Origin of the sequence: Lentzea pudingi (assembly GCF_014646255.1) — a bacterium.
Classification (GTDB): Bacteria; Actinomycetota; Actinomycetes; order Mycobacteriales; family Pseudonocardiaceae; genus Lentzea; species Lentzea pudingi.
Map to the genome: position 1 here is coordinate 103,771 of NZ_BMNC01000007.1, position 17,039 is coordinate 120,809.

Consider the following 17,039-nt stretch of genomic DNA (forward strand, 5'->3'; position numbering starts at 1 on the left):
GAGGCCGAGGCGGGGATGAACGGGCGGACGGCAAGGTCCAGGCGGGGAGGGAGCGGACGGAGGGCCAGGCAGAGCGGGGCGAGTGAGGCAGTGGCAGCTAGGCGGAGGCGCGGGGGCGCGGGGGCGCGGGGTGGCGCAGGGTGGAGGCGCGGGGTGGCGCGGAGACGTGGCGCGGCGTGGAGGCGGAGCCTCCGATCGCACGCGATGCCGCAGGCGAGCCGTCCCTCGCTCTTGCGATGCCGCAGGCGAGCCGTCTTTTCCATAGGCACTGGGCGGTGGGGTCCCATCACGAGTCGCGCCATAGCACTTGCTGCATGCCTGAAGGGGTGTCAACTCGACACGCTTTTCGTCGAGTTGACACCCCTTCAGGCATGTGGCCCGCTCTTGGCTCGGCTCGTGATGGGACCCCACCGCCAACGCAACCCAGCTACGCAACCGGCAGCCGCCCTGAGCAACAGGCGTGCCATCTACCTACGAGTGGCGCGGGCCCCCTGATCAGATTGCCGGGGGTCTGGGGGCAGCGCCCCCAGGGGAAGCCCGCAACAACCCGGCCGCCCGCAACAGCAACCACCAACAAAGTCAGCGTCAGACCAGCCCCAACGCAGCCGGCGCCTTCGGATCCGAGTCGGCGAGGAACCGAGAGCACCGCTCCCACTCCTCATCCTCCCCAATCTCCCGAGCAGCCAGAGCCAACGCCCCCAACGCCCTCAAAAACCCCTGATTGGGCCGGTGATCCCAAGGAACAGGCCCAAACCCCTTCCACCCAGACCGACGCAACTGGTCAAGCCCGCGGTGGTACCCGGTCCGGGCATACGCATAAGCAGCAACAGGGTCCCCACCAGCCAACGCACGCTCAGCCAGCAACGCCCAAGCCTCGGAGAAGTCCGGATACGCACGGACGATCTTGGCGGGATCAGTACCGCCATCAGCGGCAGCCTGCGCCTCAGGACGTTCGGGAAGACGGGTCGGCTCGGGCCCGAGGAGGTTCTCAACCATGGGACCCATCGTGCCGCATGGACGAATCGGGGCTAGCCGAACGTCCTCATCCTGGGACTGGTCCGGGAGCTAGATGAACATCCTCAGCACCGCCGCCACCACGGCCAGCATCAGCACGGTGACGAGCACCCCAGCGATGACCCGCTGCTTCGTGGTCGCCTTGTAACTGTCGGTCTCGGAGCTCATGGCCGTGCACCTTGCCCTGACCACCCGACCAACTTCAACGCCGTTCACTCCATCGTGCACACGAACATGGACACGAACATGCGCACGAACATGCACACGAATTGAAAACATCAGGGTAAAACCAGGGCCAATCAGCCCACCTGGCCCCCAACAACCAGCTCATGATGTTCGGATGATCCAGGGGGCACGGCAGTTCAGGGACCAGTACTGGGAGCGGGGCACACCGGGCAGGGAGACTCCGGCCAAGCTCACGAAGCAGCTCTACCAGCTGTGGCTCGTCGGTCTCCTGCTGAAACTCATCGGCTCGTCGTGGGACGTCTCGTGGCACTTCAAGTGGCTCAGGGACGACCTCGCGCCGCCGCATCTGATCAACACGGTCGGCACGGTGACCGTGGTCGGGCTGACGTTGTTCCACACGTTCACCGGCTACGGCGGCGACAAGCTGACCATTCGGTTGATGCAGGTCGGCAGCGGCATCTTCCTGATCGCGCTGCCGATCGACATCATCAACCACCGCGTCAACGGGCTCGACATCACGAGTTGGAGCGGGTCGCACGCGCTGCTCTACCTGGGTACGGCGGTGATGCTGGCCGGCGCCATCCGCGGCTGGATGAAGTTCTACCCCGCGGGCAACGCCAAAACTCTCGGCCTGGCCGCGCTGTGGTTCTTCTTCCTGGAGAACGTCTGGTTCCCCAACCAACACCAGGAGTACGGCGTGCGCGCGTTGCAGGCCTACGACAACGGTAGGGCCGAGGCAGAGCCGATCCTGTTGCAGTTCGCCGCGGATCAACTGGGCGTGCCGGTCGGCAGAGAAGCCGTCGTGCACTTCGCGCTGCCCATCGCGGACTGGGTCTCCCCGGTCTGGGGACTGGTCGCGGCCGCGATCGTGCTGGTCATCGCCAGGCGCACGATCAACAAGCGCTGGGCGGCCACCGCCGTCGCGGCCGGGTACGTCGCCTACCGCTGCCTGATCTGGCCGATGCTCGCCGGGATCGACTTCCCGAAGTCCGCGGTGCCGCTGTTCCTGGTCCTGGTCGGGCTCGCGATCGACGCGGCGCACGCTATCGAGATGCCGACGCCGGCCGCTGCCGTGCTCGGGTCCGCGGCCGTCACGACGGTCGGGTACGTCGGCATCTGGTTCCAGCAGGAGTACCTGTGGGGGCCGCCGATCTCGTTCTCGTCGGCGGCGGTCACGGCCGTGCTGCTGGCGGTGCTGTGGACGGCCGGGGACGTGGTGCTCCACCGGCCGCAGACCCGGCAGCTGATCGCGTCACGCCTCGAGCTGGGCTGACAACCTGCTGGTGATCCGGCCGAACAGGTCGGCCAGCGGCTCGCCGACGTCCCGCCCGAACTCAGTCAACCCGTAGGTGACCTGAGGCGGGGTCGTCGGCGCCACCTGACGCCAGATCAGGCCGTCGTCGACGAGCCCGCGCAACGTCTGGGAGAGCATTTTCTCGCTGATGCCGCGGATGCTCTCGCGCAGCTCGAAGAACCTGAGGTCGTTGGTCTGCAGGGAGATCAGCACCCAGATGCCCCAACGGCTGGTGACGTGGTCGACCATCTCGCGTGCGGGGCAGGTGGTGTGAAACACCTCATACCGCTCTGTCGCGCCGGACCGCGTGAACTGTTTTCCGACCTCCACGTCCGGAGCTTACCTCCAGGTACGTCCTTACGAAAAGTAAGCCTGGTTCCTAGCGTCGTGCCCGAAACGACGACGAAGGAGCCAGAAGATGATCGTGGTGACCGGGGCGACCGGCAACATCGGACGACCCCTCACGAAGGCACTGGCCGAGGCGGGCGAGCAGGTGGTGGCCGTGTCGCGGCACGCGGCGGAGGTGCCGGACGGCGTGCGGCACCAGGTGGCGGACCTCTCCGATCCGGCGAGCCTCGACCTGAGCGGTGCGAAGGCGTTGTTCCTGCTGCTGTCCGGCGACCTGCACGCCGTCGGCGCCCGCCCCGCCGAACTGGTCGAACGGGCCGCCGCGCAGGGCGTGCGCCGGGTGGTGCTGCTGTCGTCGCTGGGCGTGCGGACCAGGCCGTTCGGCACGACGCGGGTCGAACTGCGCGGGCTGGAGGACATCCTCCGGAACTCCGGGCTCGACTGGGCGGTCCTGCGGCCGGGCGGGTTCGCGTCCAACGCCCTGTGGTGGGCCGAGGCCGTGCGCACACAACGGACCGTCGCGGCGCCGTTCGGGGACACCGCCCTGCCGATCATCGACCCGGCGGACATCGCCGAGGTCGCGGCCGCCGCCCTGCGCAGCGACAGGAACGGCGTCCTGGAGCTCACCGGCCCGGAGGTGATCACGCCGCGGCAGCAGGCGGAGGCGATCGCGGCCGCGCTGGGCGAACCCGTGCGGTTCCACGAGCTCACCCGCGCCGAGGCCAAGGCCGGCATGGAACAGCTGATGCCGGGTGAGCTCGCCGACGACACCCTGGACATCCTGGGATCGCCCACGCCGGACGAGGTGGCGGTGAGCCCGGACGTCGAGCAGGTCCTCGGCCGCGCCCCGCGCACGTTCGCCGACTGGACCGCACGCCACGTCGAGGCGTTCCGCTGACAGCAAGAGGGCCCCCGGAGACCGGGGGCCCTCTTCACCACGAAGATCAGCCCGCGATCATGCGGCCCGACGACTTGAGGTGCTCACAGGCCTGCGCGATGCGCGCGCCCATGGCCGTCTCGGCGGCCTTGAGGTAGCTGCGCGGGTCGTACGCCTTCTTGTTGCCGACCTCGCCGTCGATCTTCAGCACACCGTCGTAGTTCGCGAACATGTGCGCGGCGATCGGACGGGTGAACGCGTACTGCGTGTCCGTGTCGATGTTCATCTTGATGACGCCGTACGACACGGCCTCGTGGATCTCCTCGAGCAGCGAGCCGGAGCCGCCGTGGAAGACCAGGTCGAACGGCTTCGAGCCGGCCGCGAGGCCGAGCTTCTCCGCGACGACGTCCTGACCCTGCTTGAGGATCTCCGGGCGCAGCTTCACGTTGCCCGGCTTGTAGACGCCGTGCACGTTGCCGAAGGTCGCGGCCAGCAGGTAGCGACCCTTCTCGCCGGCGCCGAGGGCCTCGACGGTCTTCAGGTAGTCCTCGGGCGTCGTGTAGAGCTTGTCGTTGATCTCGTTGTCGACGCCGTCCTCCTCGCCACCGACGACGCCGACCTCGATCTCGAGGACGAGCTTCGCCTTGGCCGACAGGTCGAGCAGCTCCGAGGCGATCTGGAGGTTCTCGTCCAGCGCGACGGCCGAGCCGTCCCACATGTGCGACTGGAAGAGCGGGTTGCCGCCCTTGTCCACCCGCTCCTGGCTGATGGCGATCAGCGGACGCACGTACCCGTCGAGCTTGTCCTTCGGGCAGTGGTCGGTGTGCAGCGCGATGTTCACCGGGTACTTGGCGGCGACGACGTGCGCGTACTCGGCGAGCGCGACCGCGCCGGTCACCATGTCCTTGACCTTGGTGCCCGAGGCGAACTCGGCTCCACCGGTCGAGACCTGGATGATGCCGTCGCTCTCAGCCTCGGCGAAGCCGCGCAGAGCCGCGTTGAGCGTCTCCGACGACGTGACGTTGATGGCGGGGTAGGCGAACTCGTTCGCCTTGGCCCGGTCCAGCATCTCCGCGTAGACCTCGGGAGTTGCGATGGGCATCGGTGGTCCTCCTCAGGCGCCCTGAACGGGTGTCAGCCCGCATCCTACGAGGCGGGGTCACGGGGCCGCGCCAGTGGCCGTCCTCACAGAAGGATCGATCAAGTACCAGCTGACCAGCCGGTCCGCACTACTCGTCAGTACGGCGGATAGTGGATGACATGGCAACTGCTCAGTGGAACGGCAAGATCATCGCCTCGAGCGACGACACCGTCGTGGTCGAAGGCAACCACTACTTCCCGCTGGAGTCCGTCGACCCGGCCGTGCTGAAGCCGACGGACCACACCTCGCACTGCCCGTGGAAGGGCGACGCGAACTACTACTCACTGCAGGTCGACGGCGCCGAGAACACCAACGCGGCCTGGTACTACGCCGAGCCGAAGGAAGCGGCGAAGCAGATCAAGGGCCACGTGGCGTTCTGGAAGGGCGTCGAGATCAGCGCCTGAGCCCCAAAGCGCCGGCCAGTTCCGCGTAGTGGCCGTTCAGCGACTGGACGGCCACGTGGTCGGCACCCGCGTCGACGTGCGCGCGCAGCTTCTCGGCCACCTGGTCCGGGCTGCCGTGCGCGACCAACGCGTCGATCAGCCGGTCGGAGCCCTGCACGTCCTCCTCGGAGAACCCGTACCGGCGCCAGTTGTTCACGTAGTTGGTGAGCCCGAAGTAGATCGCCAGCTTCTCGCGCGCGAGGGCACGTGCCGCTTCTGGATCGTCGTCGACGACGACGGTCACCTCGGGCGCAAGGAGCTTGTCGCCGAGCGCCTTGCGTGCCTCCGCCGTGTGCTCGACCGGGACGAGGTACGGGTGGGCGCCCGCGGTCCGGTCGGCGGCGAGCTTCAGCACCTTCGGGCCGAGCGCGGCGAGCACCAGCTTGTCGGCGGGCACGTCGAGGCGGTCGAGGTAGCCCACGAGCTTGTCGTAGGGCTTCTCGTAGGCCTGGTCGATCTGCCGGTGGCCCACGCCGACGCCGAGCAGGAACCTGTCGCTCGCGAGGCGGTGGAACCCGGCGGAGACCTCCTCCGGTTCCGACTGCCACACGTTGACGATCCCGGTCGCGATCGTGATGGACGTCGTGGCGCCGAGCGCCTGCTCGACCTGGGCGAGGTCGGGCGAGCCCCCGATCCAGAACGTGCCGTAGCCGAGGGCCTCCAGCTCCGCGACCTCGCCGTACTTCTCCGCCCACTCGTAGTGCGAGCCCCAGACACCGAACGTTCCCAGCATGCGAACCCCAATCGTCGTGGCGGACTACCTTTCGCAGTATGCCGATCTTGAGCACCACAGACCTGGACGTGGCCCGCCTCTGCCTGGGCGGCAACGTGTTCGGCTGGACCGCCGACGAGGCCCAGTCGTTCGCCGTGCTCGACGCCTACGCCGAGGCGGGCGGGAACTTCGTCGACACCGCCGACGTGTACTCGGCCTGGGCCGACGGCAACTCCGGCGGCGAGTCGGAGACGATCATCGGCAGGTGGCTGGCGAAGCGCGGTGACCGCGACCGGATCGTCGTGGCCTCGAAGGTCGGCATGCTCGCCGGCTTCAACAACCAGAAGCGCGACACCGTGCTGACCGCGGCCGAACGCTCGTTGAAGCGCCTCGGCGTCGACCACATCGACCTCTACTACAACCACGTCGACGACCCGAACACGCCTCTCGAGGAGACGCTGGCCGCCTACGACCAGCTCGTGCGGGACGGCAAGGTCCGCTACGTCGCCGCGTCCAACTTCTCCGCCGAACGGCTGGTGAAGGCGCTGAAGATCCAGGAACGCGAGGGCTTCGCGAGGTTCGTCGCGCTGCAGCCCGAGTACAGCCTGGTCAGCCGCGAGAAGTTCGAGGGCGAACTGCAGGACACCGTGGCGAAGCACGGCCTCGCCACGCTGACCTACTCGTCGCTCGCCAAGGGCTTCCTGAGCGGCAAGTACCGGCCCGGCGTCGAGGTCGAGAGCGCACGGGCCGGCGCGGCCTCGAAGTTCCTCGACGAGCACGGCCTGCAGGTGCTCGAGGTGCTCGACGAACTGGCCGAGACGCACGGGACGACGGTCTCGGCGGTCGCCCTGGCGTGGCTCGCCCAGCAGCCGACGGTGGCCGCGCCGATCGCGTCCGCCCGCACGTTGGAGCAGCTCAGCGACCTCGTCCCGGTGCTCACGCTCGAACTGACCCAGGCGGAGGTGGACCGCCTGAGCGCAATTTAACTTGCCAGTAGCTTACTGGGAGTAGGTTGCGTTACCGTGACGGGCATGGACGTCACGGGCAAGGTGGTAGTGATCACCGGCGCGGCCAGGGGCATCGGCGCCGAGGTGGCGAAGCAATTGGCCGCGCGCGGGGCTCGTCTCGCGCTCGTCGGGCTCGAGAAGGCCCAGCTCGAAGAGGTCGCGCGGGAGACCGGTGGCAAGGCGTGGGAAGCCGACGTCACGGACTGGGACGTGCTCGACCGGGTCATGAACGAGGTGGCGGCCCACTTCGGCGGGATCGACGTCGTGGTGGCGAACGCGGGCATCGCGGCCACCGGGTTCATCCGCTCGATGGACCCCAAGGCGTTCGAACGCGTCATCGAGGTGAACCTGCTCGGTGTGTGGCGCACGGTTCGCACGGCGCTGCCGCACCTGATCAAGAGCCGTGGCTACTGCCTGGTCGTGTCGTCGCTCGCGGCGATCGTCCACATCCCCGGCAACGCGGCGTACTCGGCGGCGAAGGCGGGCTGCGAGGCGTTCGCGGACAGCCTGCGCGCCGAGGTCAGGCACCTGGGCGTCGACGTCGGCACCGCGTACTTCTCGTGGATCTCCACGGACATGGTCAACAGCGCCGACGAGCACCCGGTCTTCGGCAGGCTGCGCCAGGGCATGCCGGGGCTCGCGAGCAAGAAGTACCCCGTCCGCAACGTCGGCAAGGCCGTGGTCAGGGGCATCGAGAAGAGGTCGAAGGCGGTCCACGTCCCCGGCTGGGTCGGCGCTCTGAAGTACTTCCGCGCGTTCACGCCGATGGTCGTGGACCGCCAGGCGGTCGAGGAGGTGGCCGACGCGGACCGCCAGATGGCCGCGAACGACACCTCGGGGCTGGTCGGGCCGGGCGGCCAGGCCGCCAGTCGTTGATCGCGAGTTCGTGTCGGTCGTCCGGTCAACCGTTCACGCCGGAATCGGCGAAGCCTATTTCGGTGTGAACGATTCGGCCGGACGACCGACTTCAAGACGAACTCGCCGCCGCGCCGCAGGCGCGGCCATGTCACGCGATCCAGGGGCCCATCAGCGGGTTCCACTCGCGGATCGTCCACTGCGCGACGTTCGCGGGCGTGTACGGGTCGGCGGCGATGATCTCCTTCAGGGACGCCTCGTCCGCCGCCTCGTAGATGATCAACGCACCGAGGTCGTCCGCGTACGGACCCGACGCGAGGATCACGCCTTTCTCGACGAGGGAAGCGATGTACTCGCGGTGTTCGGGTCGCACCGCGAGGCGCTTCTCACGATCGGGACCGAACACCAATTCGACTGCAAAGCGGGCCATGCCACCACCGTAGTGAAGCTGACCGGTACCGTCCTACCTTGTGGTTGGCGAAGAAACCCCGCGCACCGTGCAGGACACCCTGACCAACCTGCGAATCAAGGACGGCGTCGCAGGTCCTCCCACAGGGCCCCTCACGCTCGAAGACCTGTACAAGCAGCACCGCATGCGCCTCGTGAGGCTCGCGCTGCTGCTCGTCGACGAGCCGTCGACGGCCGAGGACGTGGTGCAGGAGGCCTTCACCGGCCTGCACCGCAACTGGAAGGGTCTGCGCGACTCCCAGGCGGCCGTCGGTTACCTCCGCACGGCCGTGGTCAACGGCTCCCGCAGCGTGCTGCGCCGCCGCAAGACGGCCCGCGACTACACGCCGCCGCACGTGGCGAACGCACGTTCGGCCGAGTCGCTGGCGATGCTGACCGCGGAGCACCAGGCAGTGGTCAAGGCGTTGCAGCAGCTGCCGCCGCGCCAGCGCGAGGTGCTCGTCCTGCGCTACTACGGCGACCTGTCCGAGGCGGAGATCGCCGAGGCCACCGGCATCTCGAAGGGCACCGTGAAGTCGACGGCGTCCCGTGCGCTCGACGCGCTGCAGAAGATCATGGCGGGCTAGCGTCCCGACCATGACGGTCATCCTGTCCGTGCCGTCCGCAGGGGCGGCACCGGCTCTGCAGTTGCGCCCGTGGCAGCCCGGCGACCTGCAGGCCCTGCTCGCGGCGCACCGCGATCCGCTGCTGCGCCGCTGGCTCGCGACCTCCCTGACCGACGAGGCCGACGCCCGGCGGTGGCTGGACGCGCAGGCCACCGGCTGGGCGGACGCGACCCGGTTCAGCTTCGCCGTGATCGCCGGCGGCCCGGTGGGCCACGTGGTGGTGAAGACGGGGCCGGACGGCACGTCCGAGGTCGGCTACTGGACGGCCGCTCAGGCCCGTGGCCGGGGTGTCGCCGTCAGCGCGGTGAACGCCGTCTCGCGGTGGGCGTTCGACGTCCACGCGCTCACCCGGCTCGCCCTGCTGCACGCGGCCGGCAACGAGGCGTCGTGCCGGGTCGCGACCAGGTGCGGTTACGTCCTGCAGAACGCGCTCCCCGCCGCACCACCCGCGTTCCCCGCCGAGGGACACCGGCACGTGCGCACTGCCGCCGACCGGGCACGCCAGCGGTAAGCAAACTTCACCGTTTCCCCAGCTGAGGTCGTTTTGACCGATGCGAGTGGTTTCAACTCGTAAGACCACCCGCCCAAATCGGCACTTGGTATAGACCAATAGGCCTCCCATGCCGCAGGATCAGATCCCGTGGCACGCAGACACGTGGTCGCCGTTGACATCGGTGGCACCGAAACCAAGGCGGCGCTCGTCACCGGGACCTCGGAGGCGGTGGCGGCGCAGAAGCACGCGCGCCGGGCGACTCCCGGTGAGCTGGAGCCCCTCCTCGACGTCATCGCTGAGCTCGTCGACGAGCTCAGCAACGCCTCCGAGCACGACATCGACGCCGTGGGGATCGTGGCGCCGGGCATCGTGGACGAGGCGAACGGCGTCGGCGTGTACACGTCGAACCTGCCGTGGAGCCAGTTCCCGTTCAGCACCGTCCTGACCGAACGGTTCGGCGTCCCCGTCGCGTTCGGCCACGACGTGCGCGCCGCGGGCCTGGCCGAATGCCGCATGGGTGCTGCGAAGGACCTGCGCAACGCGGTGATCATGCCGATCGGCACCGGGATCGCGGGCGCGCTGCTGCTCGACGGGAAGATCTACAGCGGCGGGGGCTTCGCCGGTGAGATCGGTCATGTGAACGTCGGCCACGGCGTGCCGTGCGCCTGTGGCCAGATCGGCTGCGTGGAGACAGTGGCGTCCTCCGCGGCGATCGCCCGCCGGTACACCGCACGTACCGGCACCTCCGTCAAGGGCGCCGCTGAGGTCGCACTCAGGGTCCGTGACGGGGAGGAGGACGCCGTCGCCGTGTGGCACGAGGCCGTGGACGCGCTCGCCAGGGGGATCCTGGTGCTGGCGACGTTGCTCGGCCCGGAGGCCGTGGTGCTCGGCGGTGGGCTCGCGCTGGCAGGAGACCTGCTGGTGGATCCCTTGCGGGAAAGGCTGGACGGGCTGATCGCCTTCCAGCGCCGACCGGAGCTTCTGCTCGCGGCGCTCGGCGACGAGGCGGGCTTCCTCGGCGCGGCGCTGCTGGCCATCGACACGCTGGAGGCGTGATGAGCACGTGGGGTGGACCAGTCGACGTGACCCTGACCGGGGGTCGGGTCGTCACGCCGGGAGGGGTGCTCGAGAACGGCTGGGTGAGCGTCCGGGACGGCAGGATCGCCGCGGTCGGTGAGGGCGCCGCGCCCGACGGCCCGACGACCAACGTCGGCGGGGGCACGATCGTGCCGGGCTTCGTCGACATCCACTGCCACGGCGGTGGCGGTGCCGCGTTCACCAGCGCCGACCCGGCCAAGGTGCGCAAGGCCGCGGCCGCACACCGCAAGCACGGCACCACGACGATGCTGGCCTCGCTGGTCACCCGGCCGGTGCCGGAACTGGCCGACCAGGTGGCCGCACTGGCCGAGCTCGTCCAGGAGGGCGTCGTCGCGGGCGTCCACCTCGAGGGCCCGTTCCTGTCCGCCGCCCGCTGCGGCGCGCACGACCCGGCGATCCTGTGCCCGCCGGAGCAGACCTCGGTGACGAAGCTGCTCGACGCGGGCAAGGGCACCGTCCGCATGATCACGATCGCGCCCGAGCTCGAAGGCGCCGTGAACGCCGTGCGCCAGCTCGTGGACAACAACGTCATCGCCGCCATCGGCCACACCGACGCCACCGAGGCCCAGGTCCGTCCCGCAGTGGACGCCGGCGCGTCCGTGGCGACCCACCTGTTCAACGGCATGCGCCCGCTGCACCACCGCGAGCCCGGCCCGATCGGCGCCCTGCTGGACGACGAACGCGTCACCGTGGAGCTCATCTGCGACCTGGTGCACCTGCACCCGACCGCGGTCCGCCTCGCCGCCCGTCACGCGGGCCCGCAGCGCACCGTCCTCATCACCGACGCCATCGCGGCGGCGAGCGTGGGCGACGGCGTGTACGACATCGGCGGCCTGGAAGTGCGCGTCGTCGACGGCGTGCCGACGCTGGCCGGTGGCGCCTCCCTGGCGGGCAGCACGCTCACGATGGACATGGCGTTCCGCAACGCCGTCAACTCGTGCGGCCTGACCCTCGTGGAGGCCGCGTACGCCGCCTCGACCCGCGGCGCCGAGCTGCTGGGCCTCGACACCGGCAAGCTCGAGGCGGGCCTCGCGGCGGACATCGTCGTCCTGGATGCAGAATTGAAGCCGCAGGACGTGATGGTCAGGGGCGAGTGGGTCAAGGACTAGGTGCATGGCGGACGATCCGGAACGACTGGTGACCGACGCGTTGCGAGCCCAGGCGACCAGCACGAATGCCGGATTTGTCGCACATGTCCCAATCGCCGAAGAGCCGCCCGCGCAGATGTCGGTGTGGTGGATCCTGGGTCTCGCGTTGATGTTGGGGCTGGCAGCGGGCACGGTGGCGGCCGTGATCACGCTGAGCTGACCTGTACCGTTGTCGCCGTGACGATTGCCTTGGGACCTGACTGGCTGGACCCCGTAAATCTGCTGAGCGGCTTCGGTCCGTACATGCTGATCGGGCTGTGCCTCATCGTCTTCGCAGAGTGCGGGCTGCTCGTCGGCTTCTTCCTGCCCGGTGACTCGCTGCTGTTCACGGCGGGTCTCTTCGTGGCGGCGGGCACGATCGACACCCCGCTCTGGCTCGTCTGCGTGTTGCTGACGGTGTGTGCGTTCGTCGGCAACGTCGTGGGCTACTACATCGGCAAGAAAGCCGGTCCGGCGCTGTTCAGCAAGCCGGAGTCGAAGATCTTCAAGAAGGAGTACGTCGACAAGACGCAGGAGTTCTTCGACAAGTACGGCGCGCGCGCCATCGTCCTCGCCCGGTTCGTGCCGATCGTCCGCACGTTCATCACGGCGATGGCCGGTGTCGGGCGGATGGACCCGAAGAAGTACTTCACGTACTCCGCGATCGGCGGCGTCGCGTGGGCGGCGGGTCTGACGATCCTGGGCTACTTCCTCGGCCAGGTCGAGGTCATCAAGAACAACCTCGAGATCACGCTGCTGGCCATCGTCTTCCTGTCGATCGTGCCGATCATCATCGAGGTGATCAAGGCGCGCAGGGAGAAGAAGACGCTGGTGCAGGCCGAGGCCGACGACATCACCCAGGTCATGCAGGCCCAGATCGACGACGACTCGACGCAGATCATCCCCCGCGTCGAGCGCTGACCGGACACACGTGAAGGCCCGCTTGCCCCGGCAGGCGGGCCTTTTCCGGTTCTCGTCCCGGTACGAACGAACACCTGCTCGCACTATTGCGGCGGACCGGACATCGGCCCTAGGTTTCTTTGGTCTGGACCACTGGGGTGGAGGCCACCGATGTCGTTGTTCCGCAAGGGGTTGGCGGTCGCCCTGGCCGCGCTGTCCGTCTCAGCCGGCACCGGTGTCGCCGACGCGTCACCGAAGAAGATCGTCGGCGCCTACTACGGCAACTGGTACAGCGGCTCGAAGCCGATCTCGTCCATCCCCACGAACACGCCGATCACGCACCTGTTCTACGCGTTCTCCACGATCGAGAACGGCAAGTGCACGATGGCGGCGGAAACCGCCCCGAAGGACTTCGCGGACATCCGGGATCTGAAGAAGCGCAAGCCGTCGTTGAAGGCCCTGATCTCGCTGGGTGGCTGGGGCGCGGGCGGTTTCTCCGACGCGGCACTGACCGCTGCCTCGCGCAAGGCGCTCATTCAGTCCTGTGTGGACCTTTTCTTCCGCGACGGCACGTTCGACGGGATCGACATCGACTGGGAGTTCCCGGTCTACGGCGGCCCGGTCGAGATCACGGACCGTCCCGAGGACAAGCGCAACATGACGCTGCTGACTCGCGACTTCCGCAAGGCGCTGGGTTCGCGCAAGCTCGTCACCGCCGCACTTCCGGCGGGCCGCCTGCAGACCGACGGCCCCTACGACCCGGCGAAGTCGTTCGAGCTGCGCGAACTCTCGCGGATCATGGACTTCATCAACGTCATGACCTACGACCTGGGCACGGGTTTCTCACCCGTGGCCACGTTCAACGCCGGGTTCCGCGAGGTGGCGAACGACCCGATGCCGGCTGCGGACCGCAAGTGGAACAACGTCGTCGGAGCCATCGACTACTACCAGCGGCACGGTGTGTCGCCGCGCAAGATGGTGCTCGGCACGCCGTTCTACGGCCGGGGCTTCAACGTCAAGACCGAGGGACCGCAGCACGGTCTCTACCAGCCCTACGACAGCGCGTTCTGGGTCGACGGCTACGCCGAGGCGTTGAGGCTGAAGGCGACGCCGGGCTGGAAGGAGTACTGGCACCCGGTCGCGCAGTCGCCGTGGCTGTACAACGCGGCGGAGAAGAAGTTCGTGTCGTACGAGAACCCGCGGTCGATCGGGATCCGCGCGGACTTCGCCAGGTCACGTGGGCTGCTCGGCACGTTCATGTGGGAGCTCGGGCACGACGACGCCCAGCACTCGCTGCTCGACGCCATGTCCCGTTGAGCGGTGCGGCAGCAGACGGAGGACCGCATCGCGTTGCTGCGCCAGGCCTTGCGCAGCCGCAACGCCTGGCAGGTGTCGGCCGCGCTGGAGTACGTCGCGGAGCAGCTGGACCCGGAACACCGCGCGGCGCTGGTGCCGGAGCTCGTCGAGCTGAGCACCAGCCCGCTCTGGGCGGCCGACGCCCGCGAGGTGCTCGAAAGGATTTGAGTCTCACGTAACGTCACGGTGTTGGTTGAACGGCATGACAACCACACGACGTGAAGTGCTGGGATGGCTGGCCGGACTCGGTGCGGCAGCGGGTGCGGGCCTGCTGCCCGGCGAGGCGAGTGCCTCGGCGAACGTCACGGCACTGCGCGGTGCGACGCTCATCGACTCGTCCGGCGTCCGGTCCGGCGCGACCATCGTGCTGGCGGGCGACAAGGTTCTCGCGGTCGGCTCGTGCGACCTGCCGTTGCCGCGCGGCTCCACGGTGCTCGACGTCGCCGGCAAGTTCGTCATCCCCGGCCTGTGGGACATGCACGTGCACGGCGCGTTCCTCGACAAGATCACGTTGCCGCTGTGCCTGGTCAACGGCGTGACGGGCATCCGCGAGATGTGGGGCTTCCCGCCGATCTACGAGCTGCGCGAAAGGATCGAGCGCGGCGAGGTGTTCGGCCCGCGGCTGGTCGTCGGCAGCACGATCATCGACGGACCGCACTCGACCCTGCCCGGCGCGACGGTCGTCAGCACGCCCGAGGAGGGCCGCCAGGCGGTGCGGGACGCGAAGGGCGCGGACTTCGTGAAGGTCTACTCGTACCTGGACCGCCCGACGCTCGAAGCCATCGCGGACGAGTGCGGCCGGCAGGCCATCACGTTCGCCGGGCACTGCTCGAACCACGTGCCGCTGGGTGACGCGAGCGACCTGGGGCAGCGCACGTTCGAGCACATGTACGGCCTGCCGCTCGCCACCAGCACACGGGAAACCCAGCTGCGCCAAGCGATCGCGGACCTGCCGCTCGACCCGGCGAACCCGTTCGCGTGGTTCAAGCAGGTGCTGGAGTTCGAACGGCGGGCAACGCTGACGCACAGCCGCGGCAAAGCAGTCCAGCTGGCGAAACGTCTGCAGCGCAACAACTCCGCGTTGTGTCCGACGATGGTCGCGATGCGGGTGTACGCCAGCCCGGCGGACCGGTTCGCGAACGACCCGCGGATCAGGTACATGCCCGCGTTCTACCGGGACTTCTGGCGCGACGGCCTCACGAACTGGGTCCCGGTGACCGACCAGGAGATCCGGCAGCAGGCCGCGTTCTTCCGGCGCCGCCAGGAACAGGTCGCCGAGATGCACGCGCTGGGCGTCGAGGTCCTCGTCGGCACCGACGCGGGCAACCCGTACTCGTTCTCCGGCTTCTCGGTGCACGACGAACTGGAGTTGCTCGTCGAGGCGGGCCTGTCGCCGAAGGCGGTGTTGCAAGCCGGTACTCGCGGTGCGGCGGTGAAGCCCGGCGCGGACGCGAACCTCGTCGTGCTCGACGGCAACCCGCTCACGAACATCCGCAACACGTCACGGATCCACACCGTGCTGACCCGAGGCCGGGTGCTCGGGCCGGCGGAACGGCAACGCATGCTCGCGGACGTGGAGAAGGCCGCCCAGGAACCGTTCCCCACGGCTGTCCGCACCTGTTGCTAGAGACCGAACATCGAACCGGGGTTGAACAGGTTCTCCGGGTCCAGCGCGCGTTTGATCTCGCGGTGCACCCGGAGGCCGACCGGCCCGATCTCCTTCGCGAGCCACTCGCGCTTGATCTTGCCGATGCCGTGCTCGCCGGTGACCGTGCCGCCCAGCGCGAGCCCCACGGCCAGGATGTCGTCGAACGCCTTCTGGGCGCGCGCGAACTGGTCGGCGTCCGCGGGGTCGTAGACGATCGTCGGGTGCATGTTGCCGTCGCCCGCGTGGCCCACGACGGCGATCTTGAGGCCGACCTCCTTCGAGATGTCCTCGCAGCCCTGGATGAGCTCGGCGATGCGGGTGCGGGGGACGCACACGTCGTCCGTCAGCCACGAGCCGTAGATCTCCAACGCGGTGAGGACGGCCCTGCGTGCCGTCAGCAGGTCACGGCCCTCGTTCACGTCGGTCGTCGAGTAGACGAGGTCGGCCTCCAGGCAGATCTCCTCGATCTTGGCCAGTTCGTGCCTGGCCTGCTCGCCGCCCGCGTCGGACTGGCAGATCAGCAACGCGGCGCAGCCCGGTCCGGCGCCCAGCTCGGTCTTCAGGTACGTCTCGGCGGCCTCGATCGAGGTGCGGTCCATGATCTCCATGAGCGACGGCACCAGGCCCTCGCGGACGATCCGGCTGACCGCCGCGCCCGCGGTGGCGGTGCTGCCGAACGCGGCCACCAGCGTCGCCGGGGCCTGCGGGAGGGGCCGCAGTGCCAGCGTGGCCTTGGTGATCACGCCCAGCGTGCCCTCGGAGCCGACGAAGAGCTTGGTGAGGTCGTAGCCCGCGACGCCCTTGACCGTGCGACGGCCCGTCCGGAGCACCTCGCCGTCGGCCAGGACGACCTCCAGGCCGAGCACCGAGTCCGTGGTGACGCCGTACTTCACGCAGCACAGGCCGCCGGCGTTGGTGGAGAGGTTGCCGCCGATCGTGCACCAGTCGTAGCTGCTCGGGTCCGGCGGGTAGAACAGGCCGTCCTTCTCGACGGCGCCGCGCAGGTCGAGGTTGACCACGCCCGGCTCGACGACGGCGAGGCGGTTGTCGGTGTCGATCTCGACGATCGCGTTCATCTTGGTCATGACGAGGACCACGCAGCCCTCGACGGCGTTCGCGGCGCCGGACAGGCCGCTGCCCGCACCTCGCGGCACGATCGGGACGCGACGGCTCGCGCAGGCCCTCACCACCGCCTGGACCTGCTCGGTGTTCAGCGGGAACACCACCGCCAACGGGCTGCCGTGCGGCGCCAACGGCATCATGTCGCGCTGGTAGCTCGCGGTGACGTCGGCGTCGGTCAGGACGCCGGAGTCACCCACTGCGGTGCGGAGTTCGGCGAGCAAGGTCTCCATGCGCTCCACGCTAGTGGGGCGGCTGGGCGAGGTGGCGAAGAAAATTTCAGGCCTGGTGAGACCCCTGCCAGCTCGCGATTCTCGCGCGGCGTCGAGTCGAAGCGCCCCGCTTCGT

The 17,039-nt window shown here is 68.8% G+C and carries 20 protein-coding genes; 14 read left to right on the plus strand and 6 right to left on the minus strand.

The features are described 5' to 3' along the window. Nucleotides 1-585 precede the first annotated feature (585 nt). Complete coding sequence (locus IEY88_RS25320; protein WP_189157338.1) at nt 586-996, minus strand: DUF3151 domain-containing protein; 411 nt, start codon at nt 994-996, stop codon at nt 586-588. Between the two features lie 358 nt (nt 997-1,354). Between IEY88_RS25320 and IEY88_RS25325 the strand changes: the two genes are divergently transcribed. Continuing rightward, complete coding sequence (locus IEY88_RS25325; RefSeq protein WP_189157339.1) at nt 1,355-2,473, plus strand: hypothetical protein; 1,119 nt, start codon at nt 1,355-1,357, stop codon at nt 2,471-2,473. On the opposite strand, the gene IEY88_RS25330 is transcribed toward IEY88_RS25325, so the two are convergent. Then, nucleotides 2,453-2,824 (minus strand): winged helix-turn-helix transcriptional regulator, encoded by a 372-nt coding sequence (locus IEY88_RS25330; protein WP_229693738.1) that lies wholly within the window; start codon nt 2,822-2,824, stop codon nt 2,453-2,455. The genes IEY88_RS25325 and IEY88_RS25330 overlap by 21 nt on opposite strands. Nucleotides 2,825-2,912: 88 nt before the next feature. On the opposite strand from IEY88_RS25330, the gene IEY88_RS25335 reads away from it, so the two are divergent. Continuing rightward, nucleotides 2,913-3,740: an SDR family oxidoreductase gene (locus tag IEY88_RS25335; protein WP_189157340.1), complete on the plus strand. Its 828-nt coding sequence runs from the start codon at nt 2,913-2,915 to the stop codon at nt 3,738-3,740. A gap of 46 nt (nt 3,741-3,786) precedes the next feature. Here IEY88_RS25335 and fbaA read toward each other — a convergent pair whose 3' ends face one another. Continuing rightward, nucleotides 3,787-4,821 carry a class II fructose-bisphosphate aldolase gene (fbaA, locus tag IEY88_RS25340; RefSeq protein WP_189157341.1) on the minus strand — a complete coding sequence of 345 codons (1,035 nt, stop codon included), beginning with the start codon at nt 4,819-4,821 and terminating at the stop codon, nt 3,787-3,789. 158 nt (nt 4,822-4,979) lie between these two features. On the opposite strand from fbaA, the gene IEY88_RS25345 reads away from it, so the two are divergent. Beyond that, the gene (locus tag IEY88_RS25345) at nt 4,980-5,264 is read left to right on the plus strand and encodes a DUF427 domain-containing protein (protein WP_090066173.1); all 285 of its coding nucleotides are present in this window, start codon (nt 4,980-4,982) and stop codon (nt 5,262-5,264) included. Here the strand turns inward: IEY88_RS25345 and IEY88_RS25350 are convergent. Next, on the minus strand, nt 5,254-6,036 hold the full coding sequence (locus IEY88_RS25350) for an LLM class F420-dependent oxidoreductase (protein WP_189157342.1): 783 nt from the start codon (nt 6,034-6,036) through the stop codon (nt 5,254-5,256). The genes IEY88_RS25345 and IEY88_RS25350 overlap by 11 nt on opposite strands. Nucleotides 6,037-6,074: 38 nt before the next feature. On the opposite strand from IEY88_RS25350, the gene IEY88_RS25355 reads away from it, so the two are divergent. Then, nucleotides 6,075-7,001 carry an aldo/keto reductase gene (locus tag IEY88_RS25355; protein WP_189157343.1) on the plus strand — a complete coding sequence of 309 codons (927 nt, stop codon included), beginning with the start codon at nt 6,075-6,077 and terminating at the stop codon, nt 6,999-7,001. 45 nt (nt 7,002-7,046) lie between these two features. Next, nucleotides 7,047-7,898 (plus strand): SDR family oxidoreductase, encoded by an 852-nt coding sequence (locus tag IEY88_RS25360; RefSeq protein WP_189157344.1) that lies wholly within the window; start codon nt 7,047-7,049, stop codon nt 7,896-7,898. 130 nt (nt 7,899-8,028) lie between these two features. Here the strand turns inward: IEY88_RS25360 and IEY88_RS25365 are convergent, their stop codons facing one another. Continuing rightward, entirely contained in the window at nt 8,029-8,307 is a 279-nt protein-coding gene (locus tag IEY88_RS25365; protein WP_189157345.1) for a YciI family protein, read from the minus strand. A 40-nt stretch (nt 8,308-8,347) separates the two neighbouring features. Between IEY88_RS25365 and IEY88_RS25370 the strand changes: the two genes are divergently transcribed. The 9 genes from IEY88_RS25370 to IEY88_RS25410 all read left to right on the plus strand — a co-directional run bounded on the left by IEY88_RS25370 (nt 8,348) and on the right by IEY88_RS25410 (nt 15,551). Further along, nucleotides 8,348-8,911: a SigE family RNA polymerase sigma factor gene (locus IEY88_RS25370; protein ID WP_030477748.1), complete on the plus strand. Its 564-nt coding sequence runs from the start codon at nt 8,348-8,350 to the stop codon at nt 8,909-8,911. Between the two features lie 10 nt (nt 8,912-8,921). Further along, a complete protein-coding gene (locus tag IEY88_RS25375) occupies nt 8,922-9,461 on the plus strand; it encodes a GNAT family N-acetyltransferase (RefSeq protein WP_189157346.1) in 540 nt (179 codons plus the stop codon). Between the two features lie 129 nt (nt 9,462-9,590). Further along, on the plus strand, nt 9,591-10,499 hold the full coding sequence (locus IEY88_RS25380; RefSeq protein WP_229693739.1) for an ROK family protein: 909 nt from the start codon (nt 9,591-9,593) through the stop codon (nt 10,497-10,499). Then, the gene (gene nagA / locus IEY88_RS25385) at nt 10,499-11,650 is read left to right on the plus strand and encodes an N-acetylglucosamine-6-phosphate deacetylase (RefSeq protein WP_189157347.1); all 1,152 of its coding nucleotides are present in this window, start codon (nt 10,499-10,501) and stop codon (nt 11,648-11,650) included. Before IEY88_RS25380 ends, nagA begins: the two co-directional genes overlap by 1 nt. Nucleotides 11,651-11,654: 4 nt before the next feature. Further along, nucleotides 11,655-11,849, plus strand: a complete 195-nt coding sequence (locus IEY88_RS25390) for a hypothetical protein (RefSeq protein ID WP_189157348.1) — start codon at nt 11,655-11,657, stop codon at nt 11,847-11,849. A 23-nt stretch (nt 11,850-11,872) separates the two neighbouring features. Further along, nucleotides 11,873-12,589: a DedA family protein gene (locus IEY88_RS25395; protein ID WP_229693778.1), complete on the plus strand. Its 717-nt coding sequence runs from the start codon at nt 11,873-11,875 to the stop codon at nt 12,587-12,589. 150 nt (nt 12,590-12,739) lie between these two features. After that, entirely contained in the window at nt 12,740-13,885 is a 1,146-nt protein-coding gene (locus tag IEY88_RS25400; protein WP_229693740.1) for a glycoside hydrolase family 18 protein, read from the plus strand. A gap of 3 nt (nt 13,886-13,888) precedes the next feature. Beyond that, complete coding sequence (locus tag IEY88_RS25405) at nt 13,889-14,092, plus strand: hypothetical protein (RefSeq protein ID WP_189157349.1); 204 nt, start codon at nt 13,889-13,891, stop codon at nt 14,090-14,092. Nucleotides 14,093-14,126: 34 nt separating this feature from the next. Continuing rightward, a complete protein-coding gene (locus IEY88_RS25410; protein WP_189157350.1) occupies nt 14,127-15,551 on the plus strand; it encodes an amidohydrolase family protein in 1,425 nt (474 codons plus the stop codon). On the opposite strand, the gene IEY88_RS25415 is transcribed toward IEY88_RS25410, so the two are convergent. Next, nucleotides 15,548-16,924: an FAD-binding oxidoreductase gene (locus IEY88_RS25415; protein WP_189157351.1), complete on the minus strand. Its 1,377-nt coding sequence runs from the start codon at nt 16,922-16,924 to the stop codon at nt 15,548-15,550. The two genes, IEY88_RS25410 and IEY88_RS25415, sit on opposite strands and share 4 nt — an antisense overlap. Nucleotides 16,925-17,039 lie beyond the last annotated feature (115 nt).

Coding starts and splice junctions, on each gene's coding strand:
- IEY88_RS25390 (WP_189157348.1), top strand. CDS start 11,655: ATGGCGGACGATCCGGAACGACTGGTGACCGACGCGTTGCGAGCCCAG.
- IEY88_RS25350 (WP_189157342.1), bottom strand. CDS start 6,036: ATGCTGGGAACGTTCGGTGTCTGGGGCTCGCACTACGAGTGGGCGGAG.
- IEY88_RS25375 (WP_189157346.1), top strand. CDS start 8,922: ATGACGGTCATCCTGTCCGTGCCGTCCGCAGGGGCGGCACCGGCTCTG.
- nagA (WP_189157347.1), top strand. CDS start 10,499: ATGAGCACGTGGGGTGGACCAGTCGACGTGACCCTGACCGGGGGTCGG.
- IEY88_RS25360 (WP_189157344.1), top strand. CDS start 7,047: ATGGACGTCACGGGCAAGGTGGTAGTGATCACCGGCGCGGCCAGGGGC.
- IEY88_RS25355 (WP_189157343.1), top strand. CDS start 6,075: ATGCCGATCTTGAGCACCACAGACCTGGACGTGGCCCGCCTCTGCCTG.
- fbaA (WP_189157341.1), bottom strand. CDS start 4,821: ATGCCCATCGCAACTCCCGAGGTCTACGCGGAGATGCTGGACCGGGCC.
- IEY88_RS25325 (WP_189157339.1), top strand. CDS start 1,355: ATGATCCAGGGGGCACGGCAGTTCAGGGACCAGTACTGGGAGCGGGGC.
- IEY88_RS25410 (WP_189157350.1), top strand. CDS start 14,127: ATGACAACCACACGACGTGAAGTGCTGGGATGGCTGGCCGGACTCGGT.
- IEY88_RS25345 (WP_090066173.1), top strand. CDS start 4,980: ATGGCAACTGCTCAGTGGAACGGCAAGATCATCGCCTCGAGCGACGAC.
- IEY88_RS25320 (WP_189157338.1), bottom strand. CDS start 996: ATGGTTGAGAACCTCCTCGGGCCCGAGCCGACCCGTCTTCCCGAACGT.
- IEY88_RS25335 (WP_189157340.1), top strand. CDS start 2,913: ATGATCGTGGTGACCGGGGCGACCGGCAACATCGGACGACCCCTCACG.
- IEY88_RS25365 (WP_189157345.1), bottom strand. CDS start 8,307: ATGGCCCGCTTTGCAGTCGAATTGGTGTTCGGTCCCGATCGTGAGAAG.
- IEY88_RS25415 (WP_189157351.1), bottom strand. CDS start 16,924: ATGGAGACCTTGCTCGCCGAACTCCGCACCGCAGTGGGTGACTCCGGC.
- IEY88_RS25400 (WP_229693740.1), top strand. CDS start 12,740: ATGTCGTTGTTCCGCAAGGGGTTGGCGGTCGCCCTGGCCGCGCTGTCC.